The sequence below is a fragment of the Pseudoalteromonas sp. BDTF-M6 genome (genome assembly GCF_018334135.1).
GTDB lineage: Bacteria > Pseudomonadota > Gammaproteobacteria > Enterobacterales > Alteromonadaceae > Pseudoalteromonas.
In genome coordinates this window covers 262,194-285,857 of record NZ_JAGXTQ010000002.1, presented here as the reverse complement: position 1 = coordinate 285,857, position 23,664 = coordinate 262,194, and the positions used below count along the sequence as shown (strand labels likewise).

Sequence of the window (23,664 nt, the reverse complement as noted above, 5' to 3'; positions counted from 1 at the left end):
GCCTAGGCTGCGTTTTTTTATGCTTGTAATTGGCTGCTAAGCGCGAATATCGATAATGGTGCCCAATAGCTCATCGGCGCTGCTAATCACCCGGGCGCTGGCCTTGGCCTGCAACTCGGCGACCTGTAAATTCACCAGTTCCTGCTCAACACGGGGCGTTTCTGCCACAGGAGCTATCAGGGTTTCGCCATTGCTGGCGCCCTGAGGTTGACGCCCCAGCTGCAATTGCTGTGCATCTAGCTGGCCAGTGGTGGCGCGGTTAATATTGGCACTGGCCTGCGTCGCGTCTTGCTGTGCACGGGCAAAACCGTCCACTCCCGCATTAAAAATCATTGCTACCGCCATCAACTTTCTCCAAGGCTGCTCCTTTGGCTATTGTTGCGCAAAAAACGTGCGAATAAAACCCGACTAAAGCATGGCTTTTAGGGCCGCAACAAACTCGTCCTTATGGGAGATAAAAGGAGCATGCGACGCCTTGTCCAACACTTCGATTTCCAAATGCGGTCGTAATTTCTGCATTTGCTCGATGGCTTTGTAAGGCACCAGGGCATCCAGGCGCCCGAAAATAGCCCCTACGGGCTGCTTCAGGTGCGCAAATTCTTGCCTTAGATCCTGATATTCCAGAATTTCCAGCCCCTGCTTCAACACCTGCTCCGAGGTACTAGGCGCCTGTTGGATCAGCTTCTTCAGTTGTTTGATATCCTGGCGTGCCGACTCGCTGCCCATGGCCTGAATAGCAAGGAAACGCTCTATGGTTTTGGCACTGTTTTCGATTAACTGCTGATTAAATTGCTCCAACACCGAGTTCTTGATCCCCGGCCAGTTTGGGCTTTGACTAAAGAATGGCGTTGAGGCGATTAAAATCACCTTACTCACCTTGTGCGGATAAAAATGGGCCAGATACAGGGCAACCAGACCACCGAGAGACCAACCGGCGAGGATGGAACCGTCTTGCAGTTGATCCGCTAGCTGCTTGGCCATGGTCGGCAGATCCGAGTGAAACCCTTCGCCCTGTGGCGGTTGGGCATGACCATAGCCGGGCAAGTCGAGCGCCCGCACATCGCCGTCAAAAATAAAGTTAAGCTCTGGGCTGATCAATTCCCATACTTCACGGTTCATACCCCAACCATGAAGCAACACCAGTTGTTTTTGCATTTAAGCTGTTCCGCATCCACTATTATTAAAGCCCCGTCGCGCATTACGCGCCGACACCTGCATTATTAACGCGAATAAAGGCTTATGCAATGGACGCATTCACAAAAGCCTGTGCCTGGCTGTTCCCGCAATACTGCCAGCTCTGTGCTCAGCCCCTTGGGGCCGGACAACAAATATGCAGTCATTGCATCAATGCCTTTGTTGGCATCAACGCCGCCTTGCAGGAAGATTTACTTCTGCGCGCCGATATTCAACGACAATTTCCACTGCGCCATATCGACAGCTTGCAGGCACTGGACTGGTATCGCCCGCCCCTGTCGACCTGGTTAAAACAATATAAGTACCAGCAACGCATGTATCGCCAAGTAGCGCTATCCGCCTTATTGACCCATCACTTTGCTCGCTTGGCCAGCCTGCCAGACTGGCATTGGCCACACCTGGTCGCCCCTATTCCGCTGGCACCCTCGCGGCTAATCTGGCGGGGGTTTAATCAGGTGGTGCGACTGTGGCAAGACGCCCTGCCACAGCCATTATTTGCCGCTAACCTATTACGGCGGCGCCACGGCACCCGGACGCAGGCCAAGCTCAATGCTCGGCAAAGGCGAAAAAACCTGGCCCATGCTTTTAGTGTACACGCCGATGTGCGCAACCTTGATATTGCTTTGGTAGATGATGTGCTGACCACGGGAGCGACTTTGGATAGCGCCGCCAAGCAGCTTAAGGCGGCAGGGGCTCGCTCGGTGTCGGCCTGGATCGTCTGTCTGACCGCCAAGACATAAATACCCATTCACTTAATATAAAAAAGCCGACTAGGACGTCGGCTTTTACTTAGGAGAGTACCAATACTTTAAGAATAAAGTTTACTCGGCATTGGCGTCTATGTGGACGCCAAAGAACAAGGCATTACTGAAAATACGGCTGGTGCCATACCAAAAGCCCCTGAATACCGGATTGTCTGTCATGGCCACCACGGCACCGCGGCCATAGCTGTGGGCCAAGATGGCGCCGCCCTTGGCGATTTGCGCCAGATTTTGCTCATGAGTAAAGCCGGCTAGCAAGGGTTTTTCCGTGTAGGTCGCCACATTGACGAAGGGCGCGGGCATTTGCTCGAGCAAGAAGGTGCTGTTTTTAAACACCGGCAACTCATCCCTAGTTAGTGAATAACTAAGGGGGTGGCTGAGATCGATTTTGGTATTGAAGATAGCGCCGGCAATACGCTGCTTGCCCGCCAACATATCTCTGTCGCCATAATGCAGGCCCTCGGTGGAAAACGCCGCAGCCATATCCTTACGTGACAAGTAGCTGGCCTTTAACAGCTGCTCATCGGCCAGGAATTGCGCCCCGCCCTTATGACCCCAGACCACACCGCCGTGGCGTACCCAGGTATGCAGCTCGGCTTTAAATGACTTTTCCAGAGTGCCGTAACGGCCGTTGGCAAAAACGATATGGGTGTAGGCATTAAGATCGACCTTGGTCAGTTCATCGGCCTCAATAATACTCGGTGTTAGGCCCACATGACGGTCAAGGTAATACCAGAGCTCACCCACTTCATACTGGCTGCTCTGCTCACCGCCTACCAGCAGGACCTTAGGCAACTTCACCGGGGCGAGCTGGCGCGAACCCAGGTCGACACCACGACTGGTCAAGCCAGAGTCGATGCCGTACACATCAATATCAAATTCGGCGCTGACTTGCTTTAAGACTGCTAACCAGTCATCGCGCTGCTGCAGACCGGCGGCTACCACTATGGAACCGGCGGCCAGATCACGGCTTTGGCCATCACTGCTGGCGGTAAAGGGCGCCAGGGCGACGCGCGCCTCAATCCCCTGCTGCAACAGCTTGGTTAGCAGTTTAGGGGCGTGATAGTCGAACCACTCAAAGGCAAAGGCGTAATGGGGTTGCAACTCCTGTTGCGACGCACTGCTGCGCGGTGACCAGGGCTGTGTCGCAACATCCACACCACGAACGCTCTCGAGCGCCTTAAATTCCAGGTTAAAGGCATGGGCCAAGGTCCAGCCGGAAACATCATAGAAGGTGTTATCGACAAAGTTCTGCTGCTCGCTAAATATGCTTTTGATCAAGCGATACTGACGCTGCGCTAAGGGCACAAAGTAGCTGCTCTGTGCGCTGAAGCGCTGTTTGTCTATGCTCGCGTCTTCCTCTAGGGCATAAGCCTGGATTTGATGCTGCGCCAAAATCGCCAGGAAACTGTGCAGGCGCGTCGAATCTTTAGGGGCGCTGACCACATAGCCTTTTACCTTGTCCTTATCGGCCAGTTTCGTCGCCTGCTTGAAAAAGTCCGCCTGGTAGTCGAGTAACTGCTCGCGCTTTTCGAGCACGGCATCAAAGGTAGAGAAGTTAGTCAGTAGCTGGTTTTTAATAGTAAATGGAAACTCCAAGCGACCATTAATGGTGTCTTGCACATGACCACGGCTGCTGCCCTGCTCGAAAAGGATACCCACGCTGCCGTTTACATCCGGGTAGGTCGAGCCCTTACCCACGTAAAAATCATCGAATGCTTCCTCGGTAAAATAGAGGCGGTCATGGCTGTCGAGAATACGGGCGTGGTGCTCGGCGATGGCCTTGGTCAAATCCACGTTTTTCTCCGGTGTCAGCGGGTTTTTACGTGTTGGAATGCCCGGCTGGAAGAAGAAGGTGCTGTTTGGTCCCATCTCATGAAAGTCGGTCAGCACATTGGGCTGCCAGGCCTGGAACTGGGCGATACGGGCGCGCGATTCCGGGTGCTGGAGCAATAACCAGTCGCGGTTGAGATCGAACCAGTAATGGTTGGTACGGCTGCTAGGCCAGTTTTCATTGTGCTCGCGAGTATTGGGATCGGCGCTCGGCACCATGGCGCGATTCGAATTGGCCCAGTTGGCAAAGCGTGCCAGTCCGTCCGGATTTAACGAGGGGTCGAGCAGGATCACGGTTTCCTGCAACAGGCGCTCAACGCGCGTATCTTGTGCTGCGGCCAGATAATAGGCCACCAGAAGCGAAGCATTACTGCCCGAGGGTTCATTACCATGGACACTGTAACCCATGTACATGACTGCCGGTGCAACTGCGGGTGCAGTTGCAGATGCATCATTGCTTTCACCCGTCACTCGGGCCAGATGCGCCTGTCGTACCTGTTCAATATTGGCCAAGCGCTCCGGAGCGGCTATGGTCAGCATCACCAAAGGGCGCTGCTCATGGGTGTAGCCTATGGTTTGAATTTGCACGCGATCGCTGTGCTCGGCCAGCTCGCGCATATAATAAACCAGCTGGTCGTGGCGCACATGCCACTGGCCAACCTCATAACCTAACACCGATGCCGGGGTAGGCACCTTGGGATCAAATTGAACCTCATCACCAAAGTAATAGCTCAGCGGCTGTGCCGCCAGGGATGAAGCAAAGACCGTTAACAATAAAAATAGAATTCGGCGCATTAGATAACAGTGAATTTAAAAAACCATATTCTCACGCTACCATCGGCTTAAAATTAAGCCAACTTTTTACGTTCAACACTGGCGACAACGCGACGAGCGGAGTATCATAGCCATTAACCGAGTAAAACAGTCAAGTATAGTGTTGTTACTATGATCACAATTTCAGAAACCGCGCAAAGTCACTTTGCAAAACTGCTTTCAGAACAAGCAAATGGCACCAATATCCGTGTATTCGTTGTCAATCCTGGTACCTCTCAAGCCGAATGTGGCGTATCGTATTGCCCGGCCGATGCGGTTGAAGAAGATGACATTCGTCTTAACTTCAACGGTTTTGATGCGGTAGTAGACAAAGAAAGTGCGCCTTTTCTAGAAGAAGCGGAAATCGATTTCGTCACCGATAAAATGGGCACGCAATTGACCCTTAAGGCACCTAATGCCAAGGCCCGTAAGCTATCAGACGATGCCTCACTGGAAGAGCAGGTTGAGCACATGCTGCAAACCGAGGTAAACCCTCAGTTGGCTAACCACGGCGGTCAGGTGCAGTTGGTTGAGATCACCGCAGAAGGTATTGCCGTGCTGCAGTTTGGCGGCGGCTGTAATGGTTGTTCTATGATCGATGTCACGCTAAAAGAGGGCATCGAGAAGGAAATGATCGCTAAATTCAGCGAAATTACCGGTGTCCGTGATATTACCGAACACAACCGTGGCGACCACTCCTACTACTAAGTTTGCGGCGCTGATTTATCGCTTGGGCTCAGAGCCCAAGCGCAGCCTCAAACGCTTCCTGATTGGCCTTGGGCTTTTTGCCCTTGCCGTCGCCTTTATTGCACTGGGCTACTTTTATCAGCCCTGGTGGCAAATTCCCGGCCTGTTATTCCTCGTGGTGGCGTTATTTTTCGCAATCTGGGGGTATCTCGGCATTTTTGCCAATCGCTTCGCTCAGGTTATTGCAGCAACGCATCCGCCTTTACCAACTGACGATAACGCACCGCCAGGCTAATACCGCGCAGCGCCATAAAGGCGGTCATGGCCGCCCACAGGGCGTGATTGCCCCAGCCTTGAGTTAACACAAAGACGCCGAAAAAACCCACCGCGGCGGAAAGCATCATGGTATTGCGCATATCCTTGGCGCGCATCAGGCCAACAAAAATCCCGTCGAATAAAAAGCAACTCATGGCGATTAACGGCATCAGGACCAGCCAGGGCAAATAGGCGATGGCCAGGCTATTGACCTCGGGCACATCGGTCAGCAAACGGATCACCTGCTCCCCAAAAACATAGAAGCCCAGGGCATAAATGACCGCAAATAAAGCACCCCACTGTAAGCTAACACTTACCCACAATTTAATACGGCGTACACATTTTGCGCCGCGCGCCTGCCCCACCTTGGCCTCGGCGGCATAGGCAATGCCATCCATGGCAAAGCTGATCAACAGCAGAAAGTTCATCAGCACCGCATTGGCGGCCAAGACCACATCCCCTAAGCGAGCACCGTAAAAGGTCATAAAGCTAAAACACAGCTGCAGCATTAAGGAGCGCAGGAAAATATCGCCATTGAGGCGCAACAAGGCGCCCAGTTGTAACAAGCGGGCACCAAAGGACCAACACCAGCGCAGATGCAGCTTGGCAAACAATCGCGACACCAACCACAGGGCAAAGGCCAGGGCACAATAATCGGCGATCACCGAGGCCAGCGCCGCCCCCTTAACGCCCCAGCCGAAGCCAACCACAAAGAGAATATCCAGGGCGATGTTAACGACATTGGTGAGCAGCACCAGTAAAAATGGCCCGCGCCCGTATTGCACGCCGAGCATCCAACCCAGCAGCACCAGGTTCGCCAAGGCCGCCGGGGCGCTATAAATACGAATATAAAAATAATTAAAGGCCTGCTCCATGGTCTGCTCCGAGGCATCGGCCAACACTGCCATCAGCGCCCCCAGGGGTTTTTGCAGCAGCAGGAGAAGCAGCGCCACCGCCAGCGCCAGCAGCAGGCTTTTTTGCAGCGCCTGCACCAGCTCTTGCTTGTCTTCGGCGCCAAAGGCGGCGGCGATAAGCCCGGTGGTGCTCATACGCAAAAAGCCGGCGAGCCAAAACAACATGGAAATAACCGTTGCGCCCAGGGCAATACCTGCTAAATAATGGGCGCTGCCGAGATGGCCGATCACTGCGGTATCAACCAGGCCTAGCAAAGGCACCGTGATATTAGATAGAATCATGGGCCCGGCGAGCAGCAATAAGCTTTTATGGTGAGTGTTGTTATGTATAGAAAATTGTCCCATTTGTTCTTCTCTTTATGCGCCCTGATTGGCGCCTCTGCCCAGGCAGCGGTTATTTTACAGTATCATCACGTCAGTAAAACCCTGCCCAAGGTCACCAGTGTCGAAGCCGATACCTTTCGCGCCCATTTACAGTATTTGCAGCAACACGATTATAAGGTGGTTGCCCTGGATACACTGCTAAGCGGCCTGCAACAAGGGCAAACCTTTGACGATAAAACCCTGGCCATCACCTTTGATGACGGCTATGACAATAATATCGAACAGGCCGCCCCGATACTGGCGGAATTTGGCTACCCCTACACCATCTTCGTCAATCCCGCCCTGATCGACGAACAGCAAGGCTATGTGATGACCTGGGCCCAACTCAAGGAGCTCAGCAAGCAGGGCGCTCTGATCGCCAACCACAGCGGTCGCCATGATTATCTTCATCATCGCCTCGAGGGTGAAAGCGAAGAGCAATGGCGTAGTCGCATTAAAACCGACCTCACCACGGCCGAAAAGCGGATCGAAGAAGAAATAGGCTACAGCCTGAAATACCTGGCCTATCCCTATGGCGAGTTCGACAAGACACTGCAGCAGCTGGTGAAGGAATTGGGTTATGTCGGCATAGGTCAGCACTCGGGCGCCCTGGGCCCGGATAATGATTTTACCCGTTTGCCGCGCTTTCCCGCATCGGGATTTTATGCCGACCTAGAAACCCTGGCGACCAAGCTCGACTCCCTGCCCTTCGCCCTGGCAAAGATCGACTACAAAGACACTGTCACCGCCGAGCCGCGCCCCAAAGTCACCTTGGAGTTTGCCAAAAAGGGCTTTCATAACAATCAGTTTGCTTGTTATGTTTCCGGCCAGGGCCGAGCCGAGCTGACCTGGTTGGATGGTAATCGGGTGATGGTACAGGCCAAGCAGGATTTAAAACCCGGCCGCGCCCGCTATAACTGCACCGCGCCCTCGCAGCACAAACCGGGACGCTATTTGTGGTTCTCCCAACCCTGGGTGATCACCCAGGGCTGATACCGAGTGCTAATCGGGGTAATAGTCAATAATCGCCTTTAGCTCGCGTACCATGACCTCGGTATTGATGGTCGGTACCGAGCCGGCGACAAATTCAGGCTTAAAAATGGCGCGGATCTTCCCATGCGGGTCCACCAGCACCACAGACGCACTGTGGTCCACCAGATAATCGCCCTCTTGCTGTTCGCTAATGGCATACATCAGCCCCAGGTTCTGCACAAAGGGGTAGAGCTGCTTATGCGGCGCCGAAACCGCCTTATACTGAGGGTTAAAGTAGGTGATGTACTGGCGGCGTTTGGCGGCGGTATCACGCTGGGGATCCACGGAGACAAACCACACATTAAGGTCGTTGCGATTGACCTGGGTATCGACCTGGCGCAATTTCGCCAGCGTCATGGGGCAGACATCGGGGCAGCTGGTGTAGCCTAAAAACAGCAAGTCCCACTGGCCCTGCAGATCGGCCACACCCACGGGCTGACCATGCTGATCTTCCAAACTAAAGGCATTAATCACCCGCGGCTGCTCATAGACCAGGGCCTCCACCAGCAACTCCGGCTTAGAGCACCCCAGCGTCAATCCCGTCAGTGCCCCGATCAGCCACCATTTAAGCGACATAAAATACCCACTTATCAATAAATAATGCGACAAAGAGTAACATTAAATGCAGGATAGAGAACTTAAAAACACGCATTGCCGATTGATGCTGAGGCTCGCGCTTTAAACGCCAGGCATAGGCGATAAACATCAGGTTAAGCGCCGACGCCGCCAGCAAATAGAAAAGCCCAGACATGCCAATCAGATAGGGCAACACACACACCAAAGCCAGCAATATGGTATAACCCAGCACACAGGTTTTACAAAAATCAATGCCATGGGTGACCGGCAGCATGGGAATATTGGCGCGGCGGTAATCCGCTTCACGAGCAATGGCCAGGGCCCAAAAGTGCGGCGGCGTCCAGGCAAAGATGATCATCACCAAAAGCCAAGGCGCGGCGGCCAACTGCCCGGTTTCACTAACCCAGCCCAATAACGGCGGCATAGCACCGGCCAAACCACCAATCACGATATTTTGTGGCGTCGCCCGTTTCAGAAACAGGGTATAGACCACCGCATAGCCAACCAGGGCCAGCAGCGTCAGCAGCGCGGTCAGCCAGTTGGCAGCGCCGACCAGGGCAACAAAACCAATGCCACCGATCACCGCCGCAAAGGCAAAGCCTCGACCCTCGCTGACCTTGCCTACCGCCACCGGACGGTGGCGGGTGCGCGCCATTTTGCTGTCAATTTCACGGTCGACGATATGGTTGATCACCGCCGCCGCCGCCGATAACAGGCCAATGCCTAGCAGGCTGAACAGCTGCAGCATCCAGGAGCGGCCCGTATCCGGCGCCAGGGCCAGGCCAACCCAGGCGGTCAGCACCAGCATCAGCACCACCTTGCCCTTGCACATGGCCAGGTAGTCGCGCCAGCTTGCACAGTGCGACAGAGAGCTCGTTAAGGTTATAGCTTTACTCATAATTCTTCTCCTTCGCGCCTAACATTTTCGTTTTTGTAAATAGCACAGCCGCACCAGAGTGAGCAGCAACAGCAGAGCCATCAGGTTATGCGCCAGCGCCATCAACAAGGGGATCTGCAAATAGATCAGGGCAATTCCCAGGGTAAGCTGAGTCGTCAAGGCGGCACAGACCGCCAGCGCCGCATTTTTAATGGTGCGCGAATAAGCGCCCTTATATACCCGCCACATGGCGGTGCCGACAATCAGCAGGGTCATCAAGGCGCCAAAGCGATGCAGCAGATGAATGGACATGCGCGACTCGTAGGAGAGCACCCCATACTCGTAATTGGCGTGCTCCATAGGCAAGTGGAACACCTCGGCCAGGGAGAACGCCTCGCTGCCTTCGCACAGCGGAAAACCAACACAGTGAGCGGCGGCATAGTTGGCCGCCAACCAGCCTCCCAAGGCAATCTGCACTACTACCATGCACAGGGCTGCCATGCTCCAGCCCTGCATCGCCTTAGCACCGGCATCACCGCCGGGCACGGGGCGACTGTAGTAACGTAAATACAAGAGCCACAGCAGACTGGCGATGGAAAAGCCACCGAGCAGGTGGCCCATCACCACCAGGGGCTGCAGGTTCATGGTCACCGTCCACATGCCCAACATGGCCTGGAAGATCACCAAGAGCAACAGCACGGTGGGCAAACGTACCGGCATATGAATGCGTTTGCCATGACGCCAGGCATACATGGCAATGGCGAGGATCAACAGCCCTAGGGTGCCGGCAAAGTAGCGATGCACCATTTCCTTGAGCGCCTTACCCTGATCTACCTCCATACCGGGAAAGTTTTCCTGCACCGCGGCTATTTCATGGGCCTTGTCGGGCACGGTTAAAAAGCCATAACAGCCGGGCCAATCCGGGCACCCCAGCCCGGCATCGCTCAAACGGGTATAAGCACCCAGACCCACCACCAACACGGCCAATAAAGCCGTACTTAACACCAGAAATTTATAGTTTTTTGTCATACTGGCCTCTTTAACTGCTACGCGCATAATTGAGTAGTTTTTTTAAGTCCTTCAACAACCCCTTGTGTACCAAGCGGTTGGCGTCGGCTTGTGGAGCATAGTCATACTCCAGGACCACCAAACCATGGTGATCGATTAAATACAGGCTGCCGGCGTTAAGCTGCGCCGGGGCACTGTTGATATGAATACTGGGCATGTCTTTCGTCGCTGGCGCTTCCTTCCCTAACACGGCAATGCGCACCTTATCCTGATTTTTACCCAGGGCTACATACAGGGACTGCAAGTCTTGCCATTGCTGCACGCAGCCCTGACAGGGGTCGCTATTGACCAGGGCTATGGTCCAGGGCGACGGCGGGTATTGCTGCCAGTCGCTCAGCTCCACCTGCTCAGTCATCAGTCGCCCCTGATTGCTCTGATGGCCGGGCAACCAGCCGGAATACAAAACCGCCACGGCGGCCACAATGGGCAGCAGAAAGCAGCCGATAAATAACAGAAGGGGTTTAGGTAGCTGCATGCGTTCTCCTTGCTCGCCAATAGGCACTTACGGCAATCACCAGGGCCGCCAGGGCGATTAAAAACCACTGCCAGGCGTAGGCCCTGTGTTTGTCGGCCGACATGGTGACCGGCTGATAATGGGGGATAGCGCCTATGCCCTCGACTCGGTGCTGGGCATAGACCATAAAAGGGTGAATGGGTTTGCGGGTTTGCTCGCTCATCTGAGTAATGGCAATCTGTTGAATGCGCTTAGGCCAGCCCTGCTCCGCCCGGGCGTCGCTCAGGGTAAACTGCGCCAGGGTACCTTCTTTGACCAGCGCCTGGGTCAGGGTGAGCTGCTCTGGCAGCTCAATGGCGGGCAGTTCACTGCGTGCGCTTGGCGCCGGCACAAAGCCCAGATTGACCAGCAGCCAATGGCTGGAACCCGGAGGCAAGGCCAGTACCAGCAGATCATAGCCGACCCGGCCCTGATACACCTGATTGTCCAGCAGCCAGTATTCGCGCTGCAACTTGGCGTCGAAGCCTACCTGCAAACCGGTGGCGTCTTCGCTTTCGATATGGCGTAGCGCCTTGGTTAAAGGCATGACCCCCTGTGCCGACCAGGAATCCAGCAGCTGTTGTCGCTCCTGCTTTTGTTCCGCCCGTTCAAGCTGCCAAAAACCCAAGCGAGTACAAACAGTTACCGCAAGGATAACCAACCCAGTCCATAAAATTGCGCTAAGCTTACCTGTAAACACTCAACCACCAACCTCGGAGTATCCGTACCGTGCTTATTAAAATTATAATTATTGCGCTGTTGTTGCTCGTCATTTACACCCTTTTCCGTGCCTTACTGGCGATGATAAAATCCGATAACAAGGTGCCTATGTCGCGCTATTTGGGCAAGCGCGTCGCCCTGTGCATCCTGGTACTCATTATTATTTTGCTGGCGCAGCAGTTTGGTCTGCTGCGCTTTAATCCATCACCGATCACAACACATACACAAATACAAACAGGCACAGCCACACCACATCTACAAAGTGCCAGTACCAGGCCGCCGCTTGAAAGGCAAAATGCTTTTCGCTGCTAAAGTGACCCTTTAATACGCGGATAAAGACCACGCTAAGCATGATGGCCCCCAGGGTCACATGCAGACCGTGGAAACCGGTGAGCAAGAAGAAGGTGTTACCGTAAATACCGGAGTCCAGTTTCAGACCTAAATCCTGATAGGCGTGCACATATTCATAGGCTTGCAGGCCCAGGAAGCAGACACCCAGGACTATGGTCAACAGCAGGAACAAGGTCAGTGGCTTACGCTGGTCTTTTTCTATGGCGGTGTGGGCAAACTGCAAGGTCACCGAGGACACCAAGAGGATAATGGTGTTGATCAGGGGCAGCCCCTGCCAGCCCATGGCCTGAGTGGTGGTGCCACCCGGGGTGCTTTCCAGCGGCCAGACGGCGGTAAACTCGGGCCACAATACTTCACCCGTCATCACATTGTTGCCATCGCCACCAAGCCAGGGCACCGCCAACATGCGGGCGTAAAACAGTGCGCCGAAGAAGGCGGCGAAGAACATCACCTCGGAGAAGATAAACCAGCTCATGCCCTGCCTAAAGGAGCGATCCATCTGCACCGAATAGAGACCGCCATGGGATTCGCTGATCACATTACGAAACCAATTCACCAGCATATAGAGCAACACGGCAAGACCCAAAAATAACAGGTACTGACCATGGCTGCTTTCCTGCTCCATTTGCATCACGGTTAAGCCCGCGCCGGCGGCGATAAAAAACAACGCCACCGCGCCGACTATCGGCCAGGGACTCTGCGCCGGCACATAGTACTTTTCATACTGTTCACTCATATTCATGCCTCATTTGGGTTATCGCGCCGACGCCACTAACGACTCGGGATGCTTGGCGCTGATATCAAAAAGCGTATATGACAGCGTTAGCTCCTCGTATTCGGGGGGTAACGCCGGATCGACATAAAATCTTAATTGATATTCTTGTTGTTCGTTGGCCTGCAGGGTTTGCTGGTCAAAGCAAAAGCAGGCCAGTTTATGTAGGTATTTTGCCGCCAATCCAGGAGAGACAGACGGAATGGCCTGCATCACCCGGGCTTGATCGCTGATATTGGCCGCCGTAAAGGTCACCAGGCTCATCTCTCCGGGCTTAACCACCACAGACTGCTGCTCGGCGCTGACCTTAAAGGGGGCGCCGCTCTGGGCATGAGTGGTAAAGCTCACGGTGACCTCGCGACTGTTATCCACCCTTTGGCTTTGTTGCGCCTGCTCCATGGAAGGCTTGCCGTTGAGGCCGGTGACATCGCAGAACACGTCATACAAGGGCACCAGCGCAAAGGCGAAGGCAAACATGGCCAGGGTAGTTAACAGCAGTTTTCGTAACAACGGCATATGGTTCATTTATTTCACCTCGGGCGGCGTCTCAAAGGTGTGATATGGCGCCGGTGAGGCCACTTGCCACTCTAAGCCCTCGGCTCCGTCCCACACCTTGGCCGGGGCTTTCTCGCCGGCCTTGATGCACTTAAACACCACGGCCACAAACAGCAGCTGCGATAAGCCAAAGGCAAAGCCACCGATACTGATAATGGCGTTAAAGTCGGCAAACTGCAGCGCATAGTCGGGGATACGACGGGGCATGCCCGCCAGGCCGACAAAGTGCATGGGGAAGAAGAGTACGTTGACGCTGATGAGCGACATCCAGAAGTGCCACTTCGCCAGCGTGGTGCTGTACATATGCCCGGTCCATTTCGGCAGCCAGTAATAGGCCGCGGCCATAATGGAGAATACCGCCCCGGTGACCAGCACATAGTGGAAGTGCGCCACCACGAAGTAGGTATCATGGTATTGGAAGTCCACCGGCGTAATCGCCAGCATCAACCCGGAGAAGCCGCCCAGGGTAAAGAGCACGATAAAGGCAATGGCAAACATCATGGGCGCTTCAAAACTGATGGAGCCGCGCCACATGGTCGCCACCCAGTTGAACACCTTCACCCCGGTGGGCACGGATATCAGCATGGTGGAGTACATAAAGAAGAGCTCGCCGGCCAGCGGCATGCCGGTGGTAAACATATGGTGCGCCCAGACCACGAAGGACAACAAGGCGATGGACGCGGTGGCATACACCATGGAGGAGTAGCCAAAGAGTTTTTTGCGCGAGAAGGTGGGCACTATGGTGGAGATAATGCCGAATGCCGGCAAGATCATGATGTATACCTCGGGGTGACCGAAGAACCAGAAAATATGCTGGAACATCACGGGATCGCCACCGCCGGCGGCGTTAAAGAAGTCGGTGCCGAAGTATTTATCCGTCAGTACCATGGTCACCGCCCCGGCCAGTACCGGCATCACCGCAATCAGCAGGAAGGCGGTGATCAGCCAGGTCCACACAAACAGCGGCAACTTCATCCACTTCATGCCCGGCGCCCGCAGGTTGACGATGGTCACTATCACGTTAATCGCGCCCATGATGGAGCTGGCCCCCATGATATGGATGGCAAACACGAACAGCGCGGTGTTGTCGTTACTGTAGGTGGTCGACAGCGGCGCGTAAAAGGTCCAACCGAAGGCCGGACCGCCCCCATCCATAAACAGCGACATCAGCAAGATGGCAAAGGCGAAGGGCAGGATCCAGAAGCTCCAGTTGTTCATGCGCGGCAAGGCCATGTCCGGCGCCCCGATCATCATGGGGATCATCCAGTTGGCCAGGCCGGTAAAGGCCGGCATCACCGCACCGAAAACCATGATCAAGCCATGCACCGTGGTCATCTGATTAAAGAAATGCGGGTCAACCAATTGTAATCCCGGCTGGAATAGCTCGGCGCGAATGACCATGGCCATGGCGCCGCCGGTTAAAAACATCAGCAAGGAAAACAGCAGATACAGCGTGCCTATGTCTTTATGGTTAGTAGTAAAGAGCCAGCGTTTAATGCCGGTCGCAGGCCCGTGATGTTCATGTGTTGCAGCGGCTGTACTCATTGTTCTCCCCCATCAATAAAGGCCTGAATCTCACTTGGTTGCACCGTATCGCCGGTGTCATTACCAAAGGCATTACGCTGATAGGTAACAACGGCCGCGAGCTCTTTAATGGTGAGCTGGCTCACGAAGGCCTGCATGGCCGTGCCCGGTTTACCGTGCACCACAATATCGATGTGGTCTTTGATTTCGCCGGTCGCGATTGGGCTGCCCTTGATTGCCGGGAATACTCCGGGAACGCCGAGACCCGTTGGTTGGTGACAGGCTACGCAGCGGGTCATATAGATCTTCTCGCCGGTGCTCATGAGCTCGTCATGAGACAGGGTTTGGTCGAGTAAGGCGGCATCGGCATCGGCCTGGTCCAACATCGCTTGTTTTTGCGCCGCCAGCCAGGTATCAAACTCCTCAGGGGATTTCGCTTCAACCACAACGGGCATAAAGCCGTGGTCCTGACCACACAGCTCGGCACATTGACCGCGATAGATACCCGCTTCGTTAACCTTGGTCCAGGCCTCGTTGATAAAGCCCGGGTTGGCATCTTTTTTCACCGCGAAGTCTGGCACCCACCAGGAATGAATGACATCGTCCGAGGTCATCAGGAAACGCACCTTTTTACCGGTAGGGATCACCAGAGGCTTATCCACTTCCAACAGGTAATTTTCGCCCTTAGCTTCTGCGTTTTTAATTTGCTCCTGGGGCGTGGCCAGCAGCGAATAAAAGCCCAGATCATGACCCATGTATTCATAGTGCCATTTCCACTGCGAGCCGGTGATCTTGATGGTGACATCCGCCTTGGAGGTGTCCTCCATGGCGATCAGGGTTTTGGTCGCGGGCACCGCCATGCCGATAAGAATTAAAAATGGGATCGCGGTCCAAAGAATTTCGACCTTGGTGCTTTCATGGAAGGTGGCGGCGGTAGCGCCCTTGGATTTTCGGTGCCTGAGCAAGGCCCAAAACATGACCGAGAATACGATCACCCCAATCACACAACAGATGATAAATATCGTCATATGCAACTGGTAAACATTCTCGCTGATATCCGTCACCCCAGGGCGCAAGTTGTACTTGCTGTTGGCAAAGGCCATTTGGGGAACAAACAGACACAGCAACATGAGGGAGCAAAGCTGCTTCATGTACCATCTCCTTAACTACGCGCAACGCAAAAAAGGGAAGAGGCAATTACTGCTAGCCATTCTTCGTTATTATTATGCTTGGACTGGCCGATTCAATTTACTGCAATAAAAGTGCGCAAAAAGCAACCAGCAAAGCCTGTAATATAACCAATTAGTCAAGAATTGAGCGAATAGCAAGAAATGAAGCGTTTTAGTTTTGCTTTTTTAAATAAATATTTGGGGGATATTCAAACTGTTAGCGCGTAAGGAAAGAAAGGAGAAAAGCGCCGTAAAACCCCCAATAAACGGCCTATCGGGGGCTAAATGCGGGGTAAAACCTACATCCAGTCGGCGTTTCGAATTACGCCAACTGCTAAACCCTCAATATTAAAGGATTCATGTTCTAAATCGACTTCGATGGGGGCAAACTCGTCGTTCTCCGCATGCAGTAACACCTTACGACCAGCCTTTTCCAAACGTTTGACCGTGACGTCTTCCCCGACACGGGCCACCACCACCTGACCGTTTTCCGCCACCTGGGCGCGGTGTACCGCCAGCAAGTCGCCATCGAGAATGCCTATGTCCTTCATACTCATGCCGTTAACGCGCAGCAGGTAATCCGCCGCCGGTTTAAACAGCAAGGGGTCGATTTGGCAATGGCTCTCAATATGTTCCTGCGCCAAAATGGGCTCACCGGCGGCTACGCGACCTATCAGCGGCAGGCCTAATTGCTCCGGCTCTTCTTCCTCAACCAGCTGAATACCACGGCTGGCGCCGGGTTTCATCTTGATCACCCCTTTCTTGGCCAGCGCCTTCAGGTGCTCTTCAGCGGCATTGGCACTGCGAAAGCCCAGCGTTTGTGCAATTTCGGCGCGCGTCGGCGGCATGCCGGTATCTTTAATAAAGACTTTGATCAGCTCTAAAATTTGCGATTGGCGTTTAGTTAAAGGGCGCATACAACTGGTTTTCCATACAGTACATTTAACTGTGAGTATATACAGTTGTCAGAAAATCGCAAATAAATTCAAGGAATTTGCCAACCCCTGTGGCGTTTAATTTATTTCCAAAAAAATCCGTTAACAATAAACTTTTTAAATGCTCAAAGAGTGAAGGGGTATCTAGCGATCTGGGTCTACTCCAGCTCTAACTAAAGGATGGCTGAGAAATTGATATTTATTCAAATAGTTCAGTAGCTTGTTACCGTTCTTTTATCAATATTGGCGGTAAAACGTTTGAAGCCTACTGCTTTACTATGCTTAGTGCACACTAGTTGGAACTAAGCTATCGAAAACCGCGGTGCTAGGTGTAGTGATAGTCAGCTAGGAGTGAGGATCGGACGTTCATCCTTCTACCAAAATCACAGTGTATACATCCATAATCGTTGCGTTTCTCCCATAGTCAGGAAAACGACCCAATGGGTCGTTTTTGTCGTGTCCACGTTTAGAGCAATGTAGAATAACTTCAATGCTGTTAAGTACTTCCTAAATTTGCTATCAATGGTCATAGGACAAAAATGAGACCGATTTGGACAGGAAAACGACCCAATCGCTCGATATTAAATTGTTTGAATTTTTAGGAAACTATGAAGAATATCGAAATTAGAGATATCTTGAGGTTCGCTGACTCTTTGAAGAGTGAAGACTCCGAGCATACATATCACCGTTCTTATCGCCATTTCGTAAAGTATTTCTGTGACAAGGATACTCTTACAGAGCAAGACTTGGTTATTGGTGCAAATTTCACTTATGGATGGATGCCAACAATCATGAACTTCAAGTCGAATAACTTTGAAGAGTCGCTGAATATACTAAACAAGGCAAAGTTGCCTGAACGAATTTCAAGTGATGAAATCCTTGCTTTAAAGTCATTGGTAAACAACTCTCTTGTTGGCGTTTCAAAACTTCTACATTTCGTAAACCCAAATGTTTATGCGATTTGGGACAGCAGGGTGTGCCATTTCCTTCTTGGTAAGTCTCACAAGTACATTATTGAAAAAGTAGATTTGTACTGGGAATACTTAGACTTGTGTGGACGAGTAGCATCAGAACCAAAATTTAAGGAAATACACACTGCTTTCGAAGCTTCGGTCAATTACCAAGTTGCAGAGTTTAGAGTCGTTGAGCAACTGATGTTTGTTAATAGCAGTACAACGATAGCAAAATTCTAACAAACTGTTTAAGAGTGATTCGCAACGCGTGGCATTTTCACTATGCGTTGATTTAAGTGATTAAGGTGGTGTGCGTAGACTTCGGCATTGCGTTGCTCACACCTTAACAGGGCGTTAGTAGCAATCTGTAATAGTTGAACAAGGAAAATATTAAAATGATGAAAGCAATTTCTAATATTGTCACCGTTTGGGGATTTATATCTATTCTTATCGTAATTTTTAACTGGGCGGGATTACTTCCAAAATATGATATTCAGCTGGTGGAAAAAAAGGCTATTACGCCAGAGGTTCTAGTCCACCCAGGTGAAAACATCCGACTAAATGCTTTATTTTTAAATTCTGTATCAAACCAGAAGATTGAAGCCATAACTTGGAGCTTACAAGATTCTAAAGGAAATAAATATCAAGGTATTCCAAATTTAAGTTCAGTAGACATTCAATTATTACCAGATTTTTCTGGAATGATGAAAATCAGCGTTGAGGCCAAAATTTTTGGAGAAAGTAATCCTCGGACCGGAGAAGGAAGCTTTCAAATAGTACAAACTAATTCATACCAAATGAAAAAACTGACCCATGGTGAGTTTTCTTTACCGGATAATCTTACTGAAGAACACCTAAAGTTAATGCAAGTTTACGCTGGTTCATCTCAGTGGGTTGACGCAGCAATGGCTGACTCGAGGGGAAGTATTGCAAACCTGAAATCTCAAGTTGATGAATTGACGACTTGGGGCGGAAAAGCGTATATCCGTTATATTCCTAAAGAGTCAAATAGTGAACAGTTTGAATATGCTGTCGCTACTCAGATAGATGCTGATGAAAATAACCAATAACATTAAAAGCTTAGGCAACTAACAAGCCTTTAAAGCAAGAAAAATAAAGCTTGGCTTTGTCACTGCGTTCCTAATTTTAGTCAAGCGTTTATTTGCCTTTTAGTGGGGCGTTATGGCACAGGAGCAAAATTTGGAACTACAAACGTCTAAAAGTACAAATATTGTATTGAAATCTACGTTCAACCTTTTGAAAAAAGCTCATAATTTGTATGCAGAACACAGGGTTAAACAGTTCCTTGATGCTATTGATTCTGAAGTTGAATACCTATCACTCGACAAGCAAATAGAACTCAATGAGTTTTTGAATAGTAAAGTAGCTCAAAAAGTTCTAGCTGACTATGCATCTGCAATTACATCTACGTCAAGTGAGATCGGGTTAAGAGCGTTAGCTTTAACCTTCATAAATGATCGCCAGTTTAACTTTAGTGAAAATGAAAAAGTCAGATTTATTTCTTGTATCAATGGTATAGATGACCTAAAGGTGAACTTATTTATTAAGTTAGCTTCATTGAAGCAACTGGAGTTTAAAACAGTATATCCAGTTTACGTTGTTAATAACCTGAACTTTGATGCCTTAAGCTTAGGCGTAGATGTGGATGAATTGTTTGCTTACACAGAAGACTTTATTAAAAGGGGACTATTGCTCCGAGATCCTCGTTCAACAGATGGCGGTAATTTTTACTCTCCAAAAGACGGCGACTGGTCAATCTGCTTTGGCATAAGTCCCACATTGCAGAGATTTGCGTCAGTATTGATAAAAGCAAAGTTGTTAGCTGTGAAGTAGTGCCATAACAAAGCATTTAAGAGTGATTCCCAACGCTTGGCATTTTCAGTTCAAGGTTGGGTTTCGTGTTTACGGTGGTATGGTTGAGGTTAGGTGGTAGCGTTGCTCACACTGGTAAGGCCATTTAAAATCCCCAACTTAGCTTGTGACTATGGCATACGTAAGGAATCCGCCTCCGGTAAGAAGCAAGCAAATGATCAAGAGGTTGTATAAAAACAAAAGCGGTTTAGTGAAGGCTGATAGTCCCTTTGCCATAATAAGCATCCTTGTCGGTACGCTAGATTCACATAGTCCATTCAGCTTTAATTATAGAGGATAAGAAGCCTTTTCCCAGTTGGCTTTTCAATCTGGTTAGCCAAATCGTGTAGTAATCAGCGCTCATCATATTAAGGGCCATTGCTGTATTCGAGCCAGAAATTTAAGTGGCGACTTAAAAGACCACATACGGTCTATTATGGACTTTTTTGTGTCGTAATAGTCCTTATAAGAGCCATTATGAATACCCTAGATTTCGGCTCTATAGCAAAACGGTCCTTTTTGCTTTCTAGAAAATAACACCATCGAGTTAATTCAATTCAGGCTTGAGCCTTACTCATTCCCTTTTATTAGCTCCCTCAGTGGCAAACGCTCTAATAAAAGTAACACCAGCTCTCGTTGGAAGTATTGATACTTATCAGGGATATCCAGGTTGGTGATCTTAGCTGAGTGAACGTCACCAGTGTACTCTCGAATGCGCTCTATATGTTTTGCTTCAAACACATAGATTTTATCAGCCCATTGCAATAGCTCTTCACTACATAAGCGAGAGCCAGCCTTAGCAACATACTTAGCGCTTAGCCCAGCTGAGCGATATTCGTTAATACCATCGGCAGCGCTAAATAACTCTTCGGCTGTTTTGCTGCGTTGGATATTGGCAGTGCATAAGAAAAGAATGTTCATGATGTGAATTCTTAGCTTGCGTTTAATTCATCATATCAAATTCAATTTGGTCTGGTTAGAGAAGGCTACGCATGGAACTAGCACTTTTAATTTTTTTCTCTCCAATTACCTTGCTTACACAATCTTGCTCCAGACCTAAGCTAACAGCTCCTTTAAACAGACACATTAGGAGCACCTATGTCTAATCCCAAAAAGCCAATGACCACTGAAGACGCCGCACGTATCCAGAGCGAATACGCAAAAAAACATGGAGGAAAAGTGCCTAAAAACCACTTTGTAGGACGCGCGCAGAGGGCCGCCCAAAAGAATCAAGACAAGTAATTTTGACTTATTATGAGGTGGGCGCTCCCACCTCTTTTGGAGAGCTAGATGAGACGCTATAGCAAAAATAAGGAAATAAACTCTTATATTAAGCGGTTAGTAAAAGAACAACTGTGTATTGTGAATAGAGGAAAGAAACATAATAAACTCTTATCAAGACATGGGACGCACATTACAATACCTTCTACACCAAGTGATTGGCGTGCATATCATAACTTTAGAAAGGATGTCGAAAAGGTGATAATGAATGAAACTTTATAAAGCGAAAAGGACTACCCCTTACCCCACAGCGCAGGCTCTACTAAGAAGTATATCAACTGCGTTTGATACCAAATCATTCTTGTCATCATCAGATGCACGAAAGCTTGATGATAGCTGCTCTAAACAAGTTGATATCCATATCGGTGAGTTTGAAAAATTAAAAGAACTTACAGTCATCAGCCCAATTCGTAACGTATATGGAGACGAAATTGCGGCAAGAGTCACAATATTTCTGCAAAAAGTATTCAAGTCTTATTTTGATTGGATTTCCACTCACCCTTTAGATGGGTTCTCCATTGGGCAAGCTAATAAATATCTTGAAGACAGCGCACTCCTATCGAGTTTAGTAACCAGCACCTTCTTAGAAGAAGATAATCACTCACAGAAGTTATGTGCCCCCAATGGAGTTAATTTAACTATCCTGGATGACGTAGAAGATAATTCTTTACTTACACTGTTCAAATCGAAAGAGGTTAAAGACAGGGTTCGGACATGGATCAAACAAGCCGAATTGCCATCATTCAAATATGTGGCATCCCTAGAACAGCATGCCCCGCCTAATTCCCATGACGAAAAGCAATGGAACAACTTAAAGTGGAGTATTATCGCTACAAGGTTCTTATTAGAATTTCAACCACATCTAGAGAATGCTCGGTTTGCGTTCGATGACTTCAAAAACTCAACTGAAGATAATCGAATGCAACTTTCCGATAACTACTTGCGTTTGCAAAGTCTCATTAACGATGTTCTCCACGAATACAAGCAAAACGCCCGCTCTCCAAAGTCTGAAAAGAACAAAAAAATAGTCTCAGAACTACTTCTTTCAATAAAAACGGAGCTTGATAATTGTACTGAGCTCGAGGGCTTGACCTATCGATATCACCAATTATTAGGAAAGCATCTCGTACTATCAGGTAAGTTAGAAGAAGCTAATTTCGCATATAAAAAGGCTTTCGAGCTATCACTTTATAGAGCTCATTCTAAAGACCAAATTCAAGCTATCATTAGTGAAGCTTTGGTTGTAGCTGCTTACCAAACTAAAGCTGATAAAGTATTTATCACGCGACTCAAATCTGCTTCTATTTTGTTTGGTTTTGATCTTTTGCCAGCGAAGACTAAATCAGAAAACAAGCAGAAACTAGAAGTATTAGCGAGTAATGAAATTGAACACTATCGCTATAACTTCAACAACTGTTTTCCAGCCCAGTATGCATACCCTAATACAGCTTACCCAGAGTACGATCTCAAAGTTGGTTCTATTGTAGAGGAGACTCCCCAAAACCCTCTCGATACTCAAAGGAAAAACATGAAGGTCGGCTCTAAAGCTGGAGTCCAACGTAAGATGCCCCCAATTGTTTATGCCGCTCTTCATAATGACGTTGAGCAAGTTAAATCATGCTTAGAGCGTGGAGATAGCGTTAATGTCACATCTGAAGTTGGTGACTCTCCGTTATTGATGGCCCTCTCTCATTTAGATCGCTTTGATCCATTAACTGAGTCTCTTGATAGACAAATTTTTGAAGCTATCTCGCTTAAGCCTCATTCAGCTAAGATATTAAATACAGTCACAACGCGAAAGATGAACTTCCCTTTGATGGCAGCCGTTTGTACTGGGGAGCCTGAAATTGTACATAAAGTTTTATCGCTAAATGAGGACATTGAAATTGATCTTAGAGGTGGACTCGATTCGGAGAGTGCCTTATACCATGCTCTTGGCCTAGTGAAAGAGTGTAAAAAACCTATTTGGACTATCGACGACTTTTTAAATAGGCTACAGCCTGAAAATCTTCATAGATTAAAGCCCCTCTTTGCTGGGGTGAATATTGATGATTTACCAGTTATTAAAAATGAGAGGCATAAGAAGATTCTCGAGGAGTATTTGGAAGAAATTAATAAACGCAAATTAAAAAACTATCCCACCGTTTCAAAAATGCGGCAAATTGCCAGGATCTTAATAAAAAAAGGTTCTAATGTTAATTTAACACATAGAATAAAAGGGATGGATTACACCCCCCTTATGTTAGCAGCCGAAATGGACGAGCTAAATCTATTCAAGCTCATGATTGAACATGAAGGGGACTGGAAGAAAAGCTATACATTGCCCATCTATGCCACCCATAGAAATAAAGCTATCAACTGCCTCGACATAGCAAAACACTATCGTTCTGAACGCGTGGTAAAGTATATTCAAACTGAATTACTTTGTTGACACGTACTAGCTCAGACTTGATCTGACAGTTACCCATTTTTCAATCGGTGACTATCAGTTTAGATTTGAGCTAAATTCTTCTCAGCCCAAATCGATTTCCCATCCAATAATGTTTCCAGTGGCTTTCTGCCACAGCACAATTGAACTGATGGTCAGCTCTGTGTCAAAAACAGTC

25 protein-coding genes are annotated in these 23,664 nt (G+C 49.7%); 10 read left to right on the top strand and 15 right to left on the bottom strand.

The features are described 5' to 3' along the window. Positions 1-36 precede the first annotated feature (36 nt). Positions 37-345 (bottom strand): hypothetical protein, encoded by a 309-nt coding sequence (locus KD147_RS05585; protein ID WP_105253587.1) that lies wholly within the window; start codon positions 343-345, stop codon positions 37-39. Positions 346-408: 63 nt separating this feature from the next. Beyond that, entirely contained in the window at positions 409-1,155 is a 747-nt protein-coding gene (gene bioH, locus KD147_RS05580) for a pimeloyl-ACP methyl ester esterase BioH (RefSeq protein WP_105253586.1), read from the bottom strand. Positions 1,156-1,244: 89 nt separating this feature from the next. Between bioH and KD147_RS05575 the strand changes: the two genes are divergently transcribed. Then, positions 1,245-1,934, top strand: a complete 690-nt coding sequence (locus KD147_RS05575; protein WP_212547186.1) for a ComF family protein — start codon at positions 1,245-1,247, stop codon at positions 1,932-1,934. 81 nt (positions 1,935-2,015) lie between these two features. Here the strand turns inward: KD147_RS05575 and KD147_RS05570 are convergent, their stop codons facing one another. Further along, a complete protein-coding gene (locus tag KD147_RS05570) occupies positions 2,016-4,583 on the bottom strand; it encodes a M14 family metallopeptidase (protein ID WP_212547185.1) in 2,568 nt (855 codons plus the stop codon). Between the two features lie 150 nt (positions 4,584-4,733). Between KD147_RS05570 and nfuA the strand changes: the two genes are divergently transcribed. Further along, positions 4,734-5,309, top strand: a complete 576-nt coding sequence (nfuA, locus tag KD147_RS05565; protein ID WP_212547184.1) for a Fe-S biogenesis protein NfuA — start codon at positions 4,734-4,736, stop codon at positions 5,307-5,309. Beyond that, positions 5,287-5,583 (top strand): hypothetical protein, encoded by a 297-nt coding sequence (locus KD147_RS05560; protein ID WP_234399077.1) that lies wholly within the window; start codon positions 5,287-5,289, stop codon positions 5,581-5,583. Before nfuA ends, KD147_RS05560 begins: the two co-directional genes overlap by 23 nt. On the opposite strand, the gene dinF is transcribed toward KD147_RS05560, so the two are convergent. After that, complete coding sequence (dinF, locus tag KD147_RS05555) at positions 5,528-6,862, bottom strand: MATE family efflux transporter DinF (RefSeq protein ID WP_212547183.1); 1,335 nt, start codon at positions 6,860-6,862, stop codon at positions 5,528-5,530. The two genes, KD147_RS05560 and dinF, sit on opposite strands and share 56 nt — an antisense overlap. Here dinF and KD147_RS05550 point away from each other — a divergent pair. Next, positions 6,842-7,873, top strand: coding sequence for a polysaccharide deacetylase family protein (locus tag KD147_RS05550; protein WP_212547182.1), 1,032 nt, complete (start codon positions 6,842-6,844; stop codon positions 7,871-7,873). The two genes, dinF and KD147_RS05550, sit on opposite strands and share 21 nt — an antisense overlap. Positions 7,874-7,882: 9 nt before the next feature. Here KD147_RS05550 and KD147_RS05545 read toward each other — a convergent pair whose 3' ends face one another. Genes KD147_RS05545 through KD147_RS05525 form a run of 5 tightly spaced genes read right to left on the bottom strand, consistent with a single transcriptional unit; the run spans position 7,883 to position 11,626 of the window. Continuing rightward, the gene (locus KD147_RS05545; protein WP_212547181.1) at positions 7,883-8,488 is read right to left on the bottom strand and encodes an SCO family protein; all 606 of its coding nucleotides are present in this window, start codon (positions 8,486-8,488) and stop codon (positions 7,883-7,885) included. Beyond that, complete coding sequence (gene cyoE, locus KD147_RS05540; protein WP_212547180.1) at positions 8,478-9,386, bottom strand: heme o synthase; 909 nt, start codon at positions 9,384-9,386, stop codon at positions 8,478-8,480. The genes KD147_RS05545 and cyoE overlap by 11 nt, the downstream gene beginning before the upstream one ends. Before the next feature lie 18 nt (positions 9,387-9,404). Then, a complete protein-coding gene (locus KD147_RS05535) occupies positions 9,405-10,394 on the bottom strand; it encodes a COX15/CtaA family protein (RefSeq protein ID WP_212547179.1) in 990 nt (329 codons plus the stop codon). Between the two features lie 10 nt (positions 10,395-10,404). Next, the gene (locus KD147_RS05530) at positions 10,405-10,908 is read right to left on the bottom strand and encodes a redox-active disulfide-containing membrane protein (protein ID WP_212547178.1); all 504 of its coding nucleotides are present in this window, start codon (positions 10,906-10,908) and stop codon (positions 10,405-10,407) included. Continuing rightward, positions 10,895-11,626, bottom strand: coding sequence for an SURF1 family protein (locus KD147_RS05525; protein ID WP_212547177.1), 732 nt, complete (start codon positions 11,624-11,626; stop codon positions 10,895-10,897). The genes KD147_RS05530 and KD147_RS05525 overlap by 14 nt, the downstream gene beginning before the upstream one ends. Positions 11,627-11,655: 29 nt before the next feature. Between KD147_RS05525 and KD147_RS05520 the strand changes: the two genes are divergently transcribed. Beyond that, a complete protein-coding gene (locus tag KD147_RS05520) occupies positions 11,656-11,958 on the top strand; it encodes a DUF2909 family protein (protein WP_212547176.1) in 303 nt (100 codons plus the stop codon). Here the strand turns inward: KD147_RS05520 and KD147_RS05515 are convergent. From KD147_RS05515 to lexA, 5 genes are all read right to left on the bottom strand, one after another. Continuing rightward, positions 11,858-12,733 carry a cytochrome c oxidase subunit 3 gene (locus KD147_RS05515; RefSeq protein ID WP_212547175.1) on the bottom strand — a complete coding sequence of 292 codons (876 nt, stop codon included), beginning with the start codon at positions 12,731-12,733 and terminating at the stop codon, positions 11,858-11,860. The two genes, KD147_RS05520 and KD147_RS05515, sit on opposite strands and share 101 nt — an antisense overlap. Positions 12,734-12,751: 18 nt before the next feature. After that, the gene (locus tag KD147_RS05510) at positions 12,752-13,294 is read right to left on the bottom strand and encodes a cytochrome c oxidase assembly protein (protein ID WP_212547174.1); all 543 of its coding nucleotides are present in this window, start codon (positions 13,292-13,294) and stop codon (positions 12,752-12,754) included. Next, on the bottom strand, positions 13,295-14,869 hold the full coding sequence (gene ctaD / locus KD147_RS05505; protein WP_105188077.1) for a cytochrome c oxidase subunit I: 1,575 nt from the start codon (positions 14,867-14,869) through the stop codon (positions 13,295-13,297). Continuing rightward, the gene (coxB, locus tag KD147_RS05500) at positions 14,866-15,999 is read right to left on the bottom strand and encodes a cytochrome c oxidase subunit II (RefSeq protein WP_212547173.1); all 1,134 of its coding nucleotides are present in this window, start codon (positions 15,997-15,999) and stop codon (positions 14,866-14,868) included. Before coxB ends, ctaD begins: the two co-directional genes overlap by 4 nt. A gap of 317 nt (positions 16,000-16,316) precedes the next feature. Continuing rightward, entirely contained in the window at positions 16,317-16,934 is a 618-nt protein-coding gene (gene lexA, locus KD147_RS05495; RefSeq protein WP_212547172.1) for a transcriptional repressor LexA, read from the bottom strand. A gap of 626 nt (positions 16,935-17,560) precedes the next feature. Here lexA and KD147_RS05490 point away from each other — a divergent pair. From KD147_RS05490 to KD147_RS05480, 3 genes are all read left to right on the top strand, one after another. Beyond that, positions 17,561-18,145, top strand: a complete 585-nt coding sequence (locus tag KD147_RS05490; protein ID WP_212547171.1) for a hypothetical protein — start codon at positions 17,561-17,563, stop codon at positions 18,143-18,145. 155 nt (positions 18,146-18,300) lie between these two features. Further along, entirely contained in the window at positions 18,301-18,975 is a 675-nt protein-coding gene (locus KD147_RS05485; protein WP_212547170.1) for a hypothetical protein, read from the top strand. Between the two features lie 112 nt (positions 18,976-19,087). Further along, positions 19,088-19,759 carry a hypothetical protein gene (locus tag KD147_RS05480; RefSeq protein WP_212547169.1) on the top strand — a complete coding sequence of 224 codons (672 nt, stop codon included), beginning with the start codon at positions 19,088-19,090 and terminating at the stop codon, positions 19,757-19,759. 588 nt (positions 19,760-20,347) lie between these two features. Here KD147_RS05480 and KD147_RS05475 read toward each other — a convergent pair. After that, the gene (locus tag KD147_RS05475) at positions 20,348-20,698 is read right to left on the bottom strand and encodes an arsenate reductase/protein-tyrosine-phosphatase family protein (RefSeq protein WP_212547168.1); all 351 of its coding nucleotides are present in this window, start codon (positions 20,696-20,698) and stop codon (positions 20,348-20,350) included. 177 nt (positions 20,699-20,875) lie between these two features. Here KD147_RS05475 and KD147_RS05470 point away from each other — a divergent pair, with 177 nt between their 5' ends. Both KD147_RS05470 and KD147_RS05465 read left to right on the top strand, forming a co-directional pair. After that, on the top strand, positions 20,876-21,019 hold the full coding sequence (locus KD147_RS05470) for a hypothetical protein (RefSeq protein WP_212547167.1): 144 nt from the start codon (positions 20,876-20,878) through the stop codon (positions 21,017-21,019). 247 nt (positions 21,020-21,266) lie between these two features. After that, a complete protein-coding gene (locus KD147_RS05465; protein ID WP_212547166.1) occupies positions 21,267-23,489 on the top strand; it encodes an ankyrin repeat domain-containing protein in 2,223 nt (740 codons plus the stop codon). The last annotated feature ends 175 nt before the right edge of the window (positions 23,490-23,664 follow it).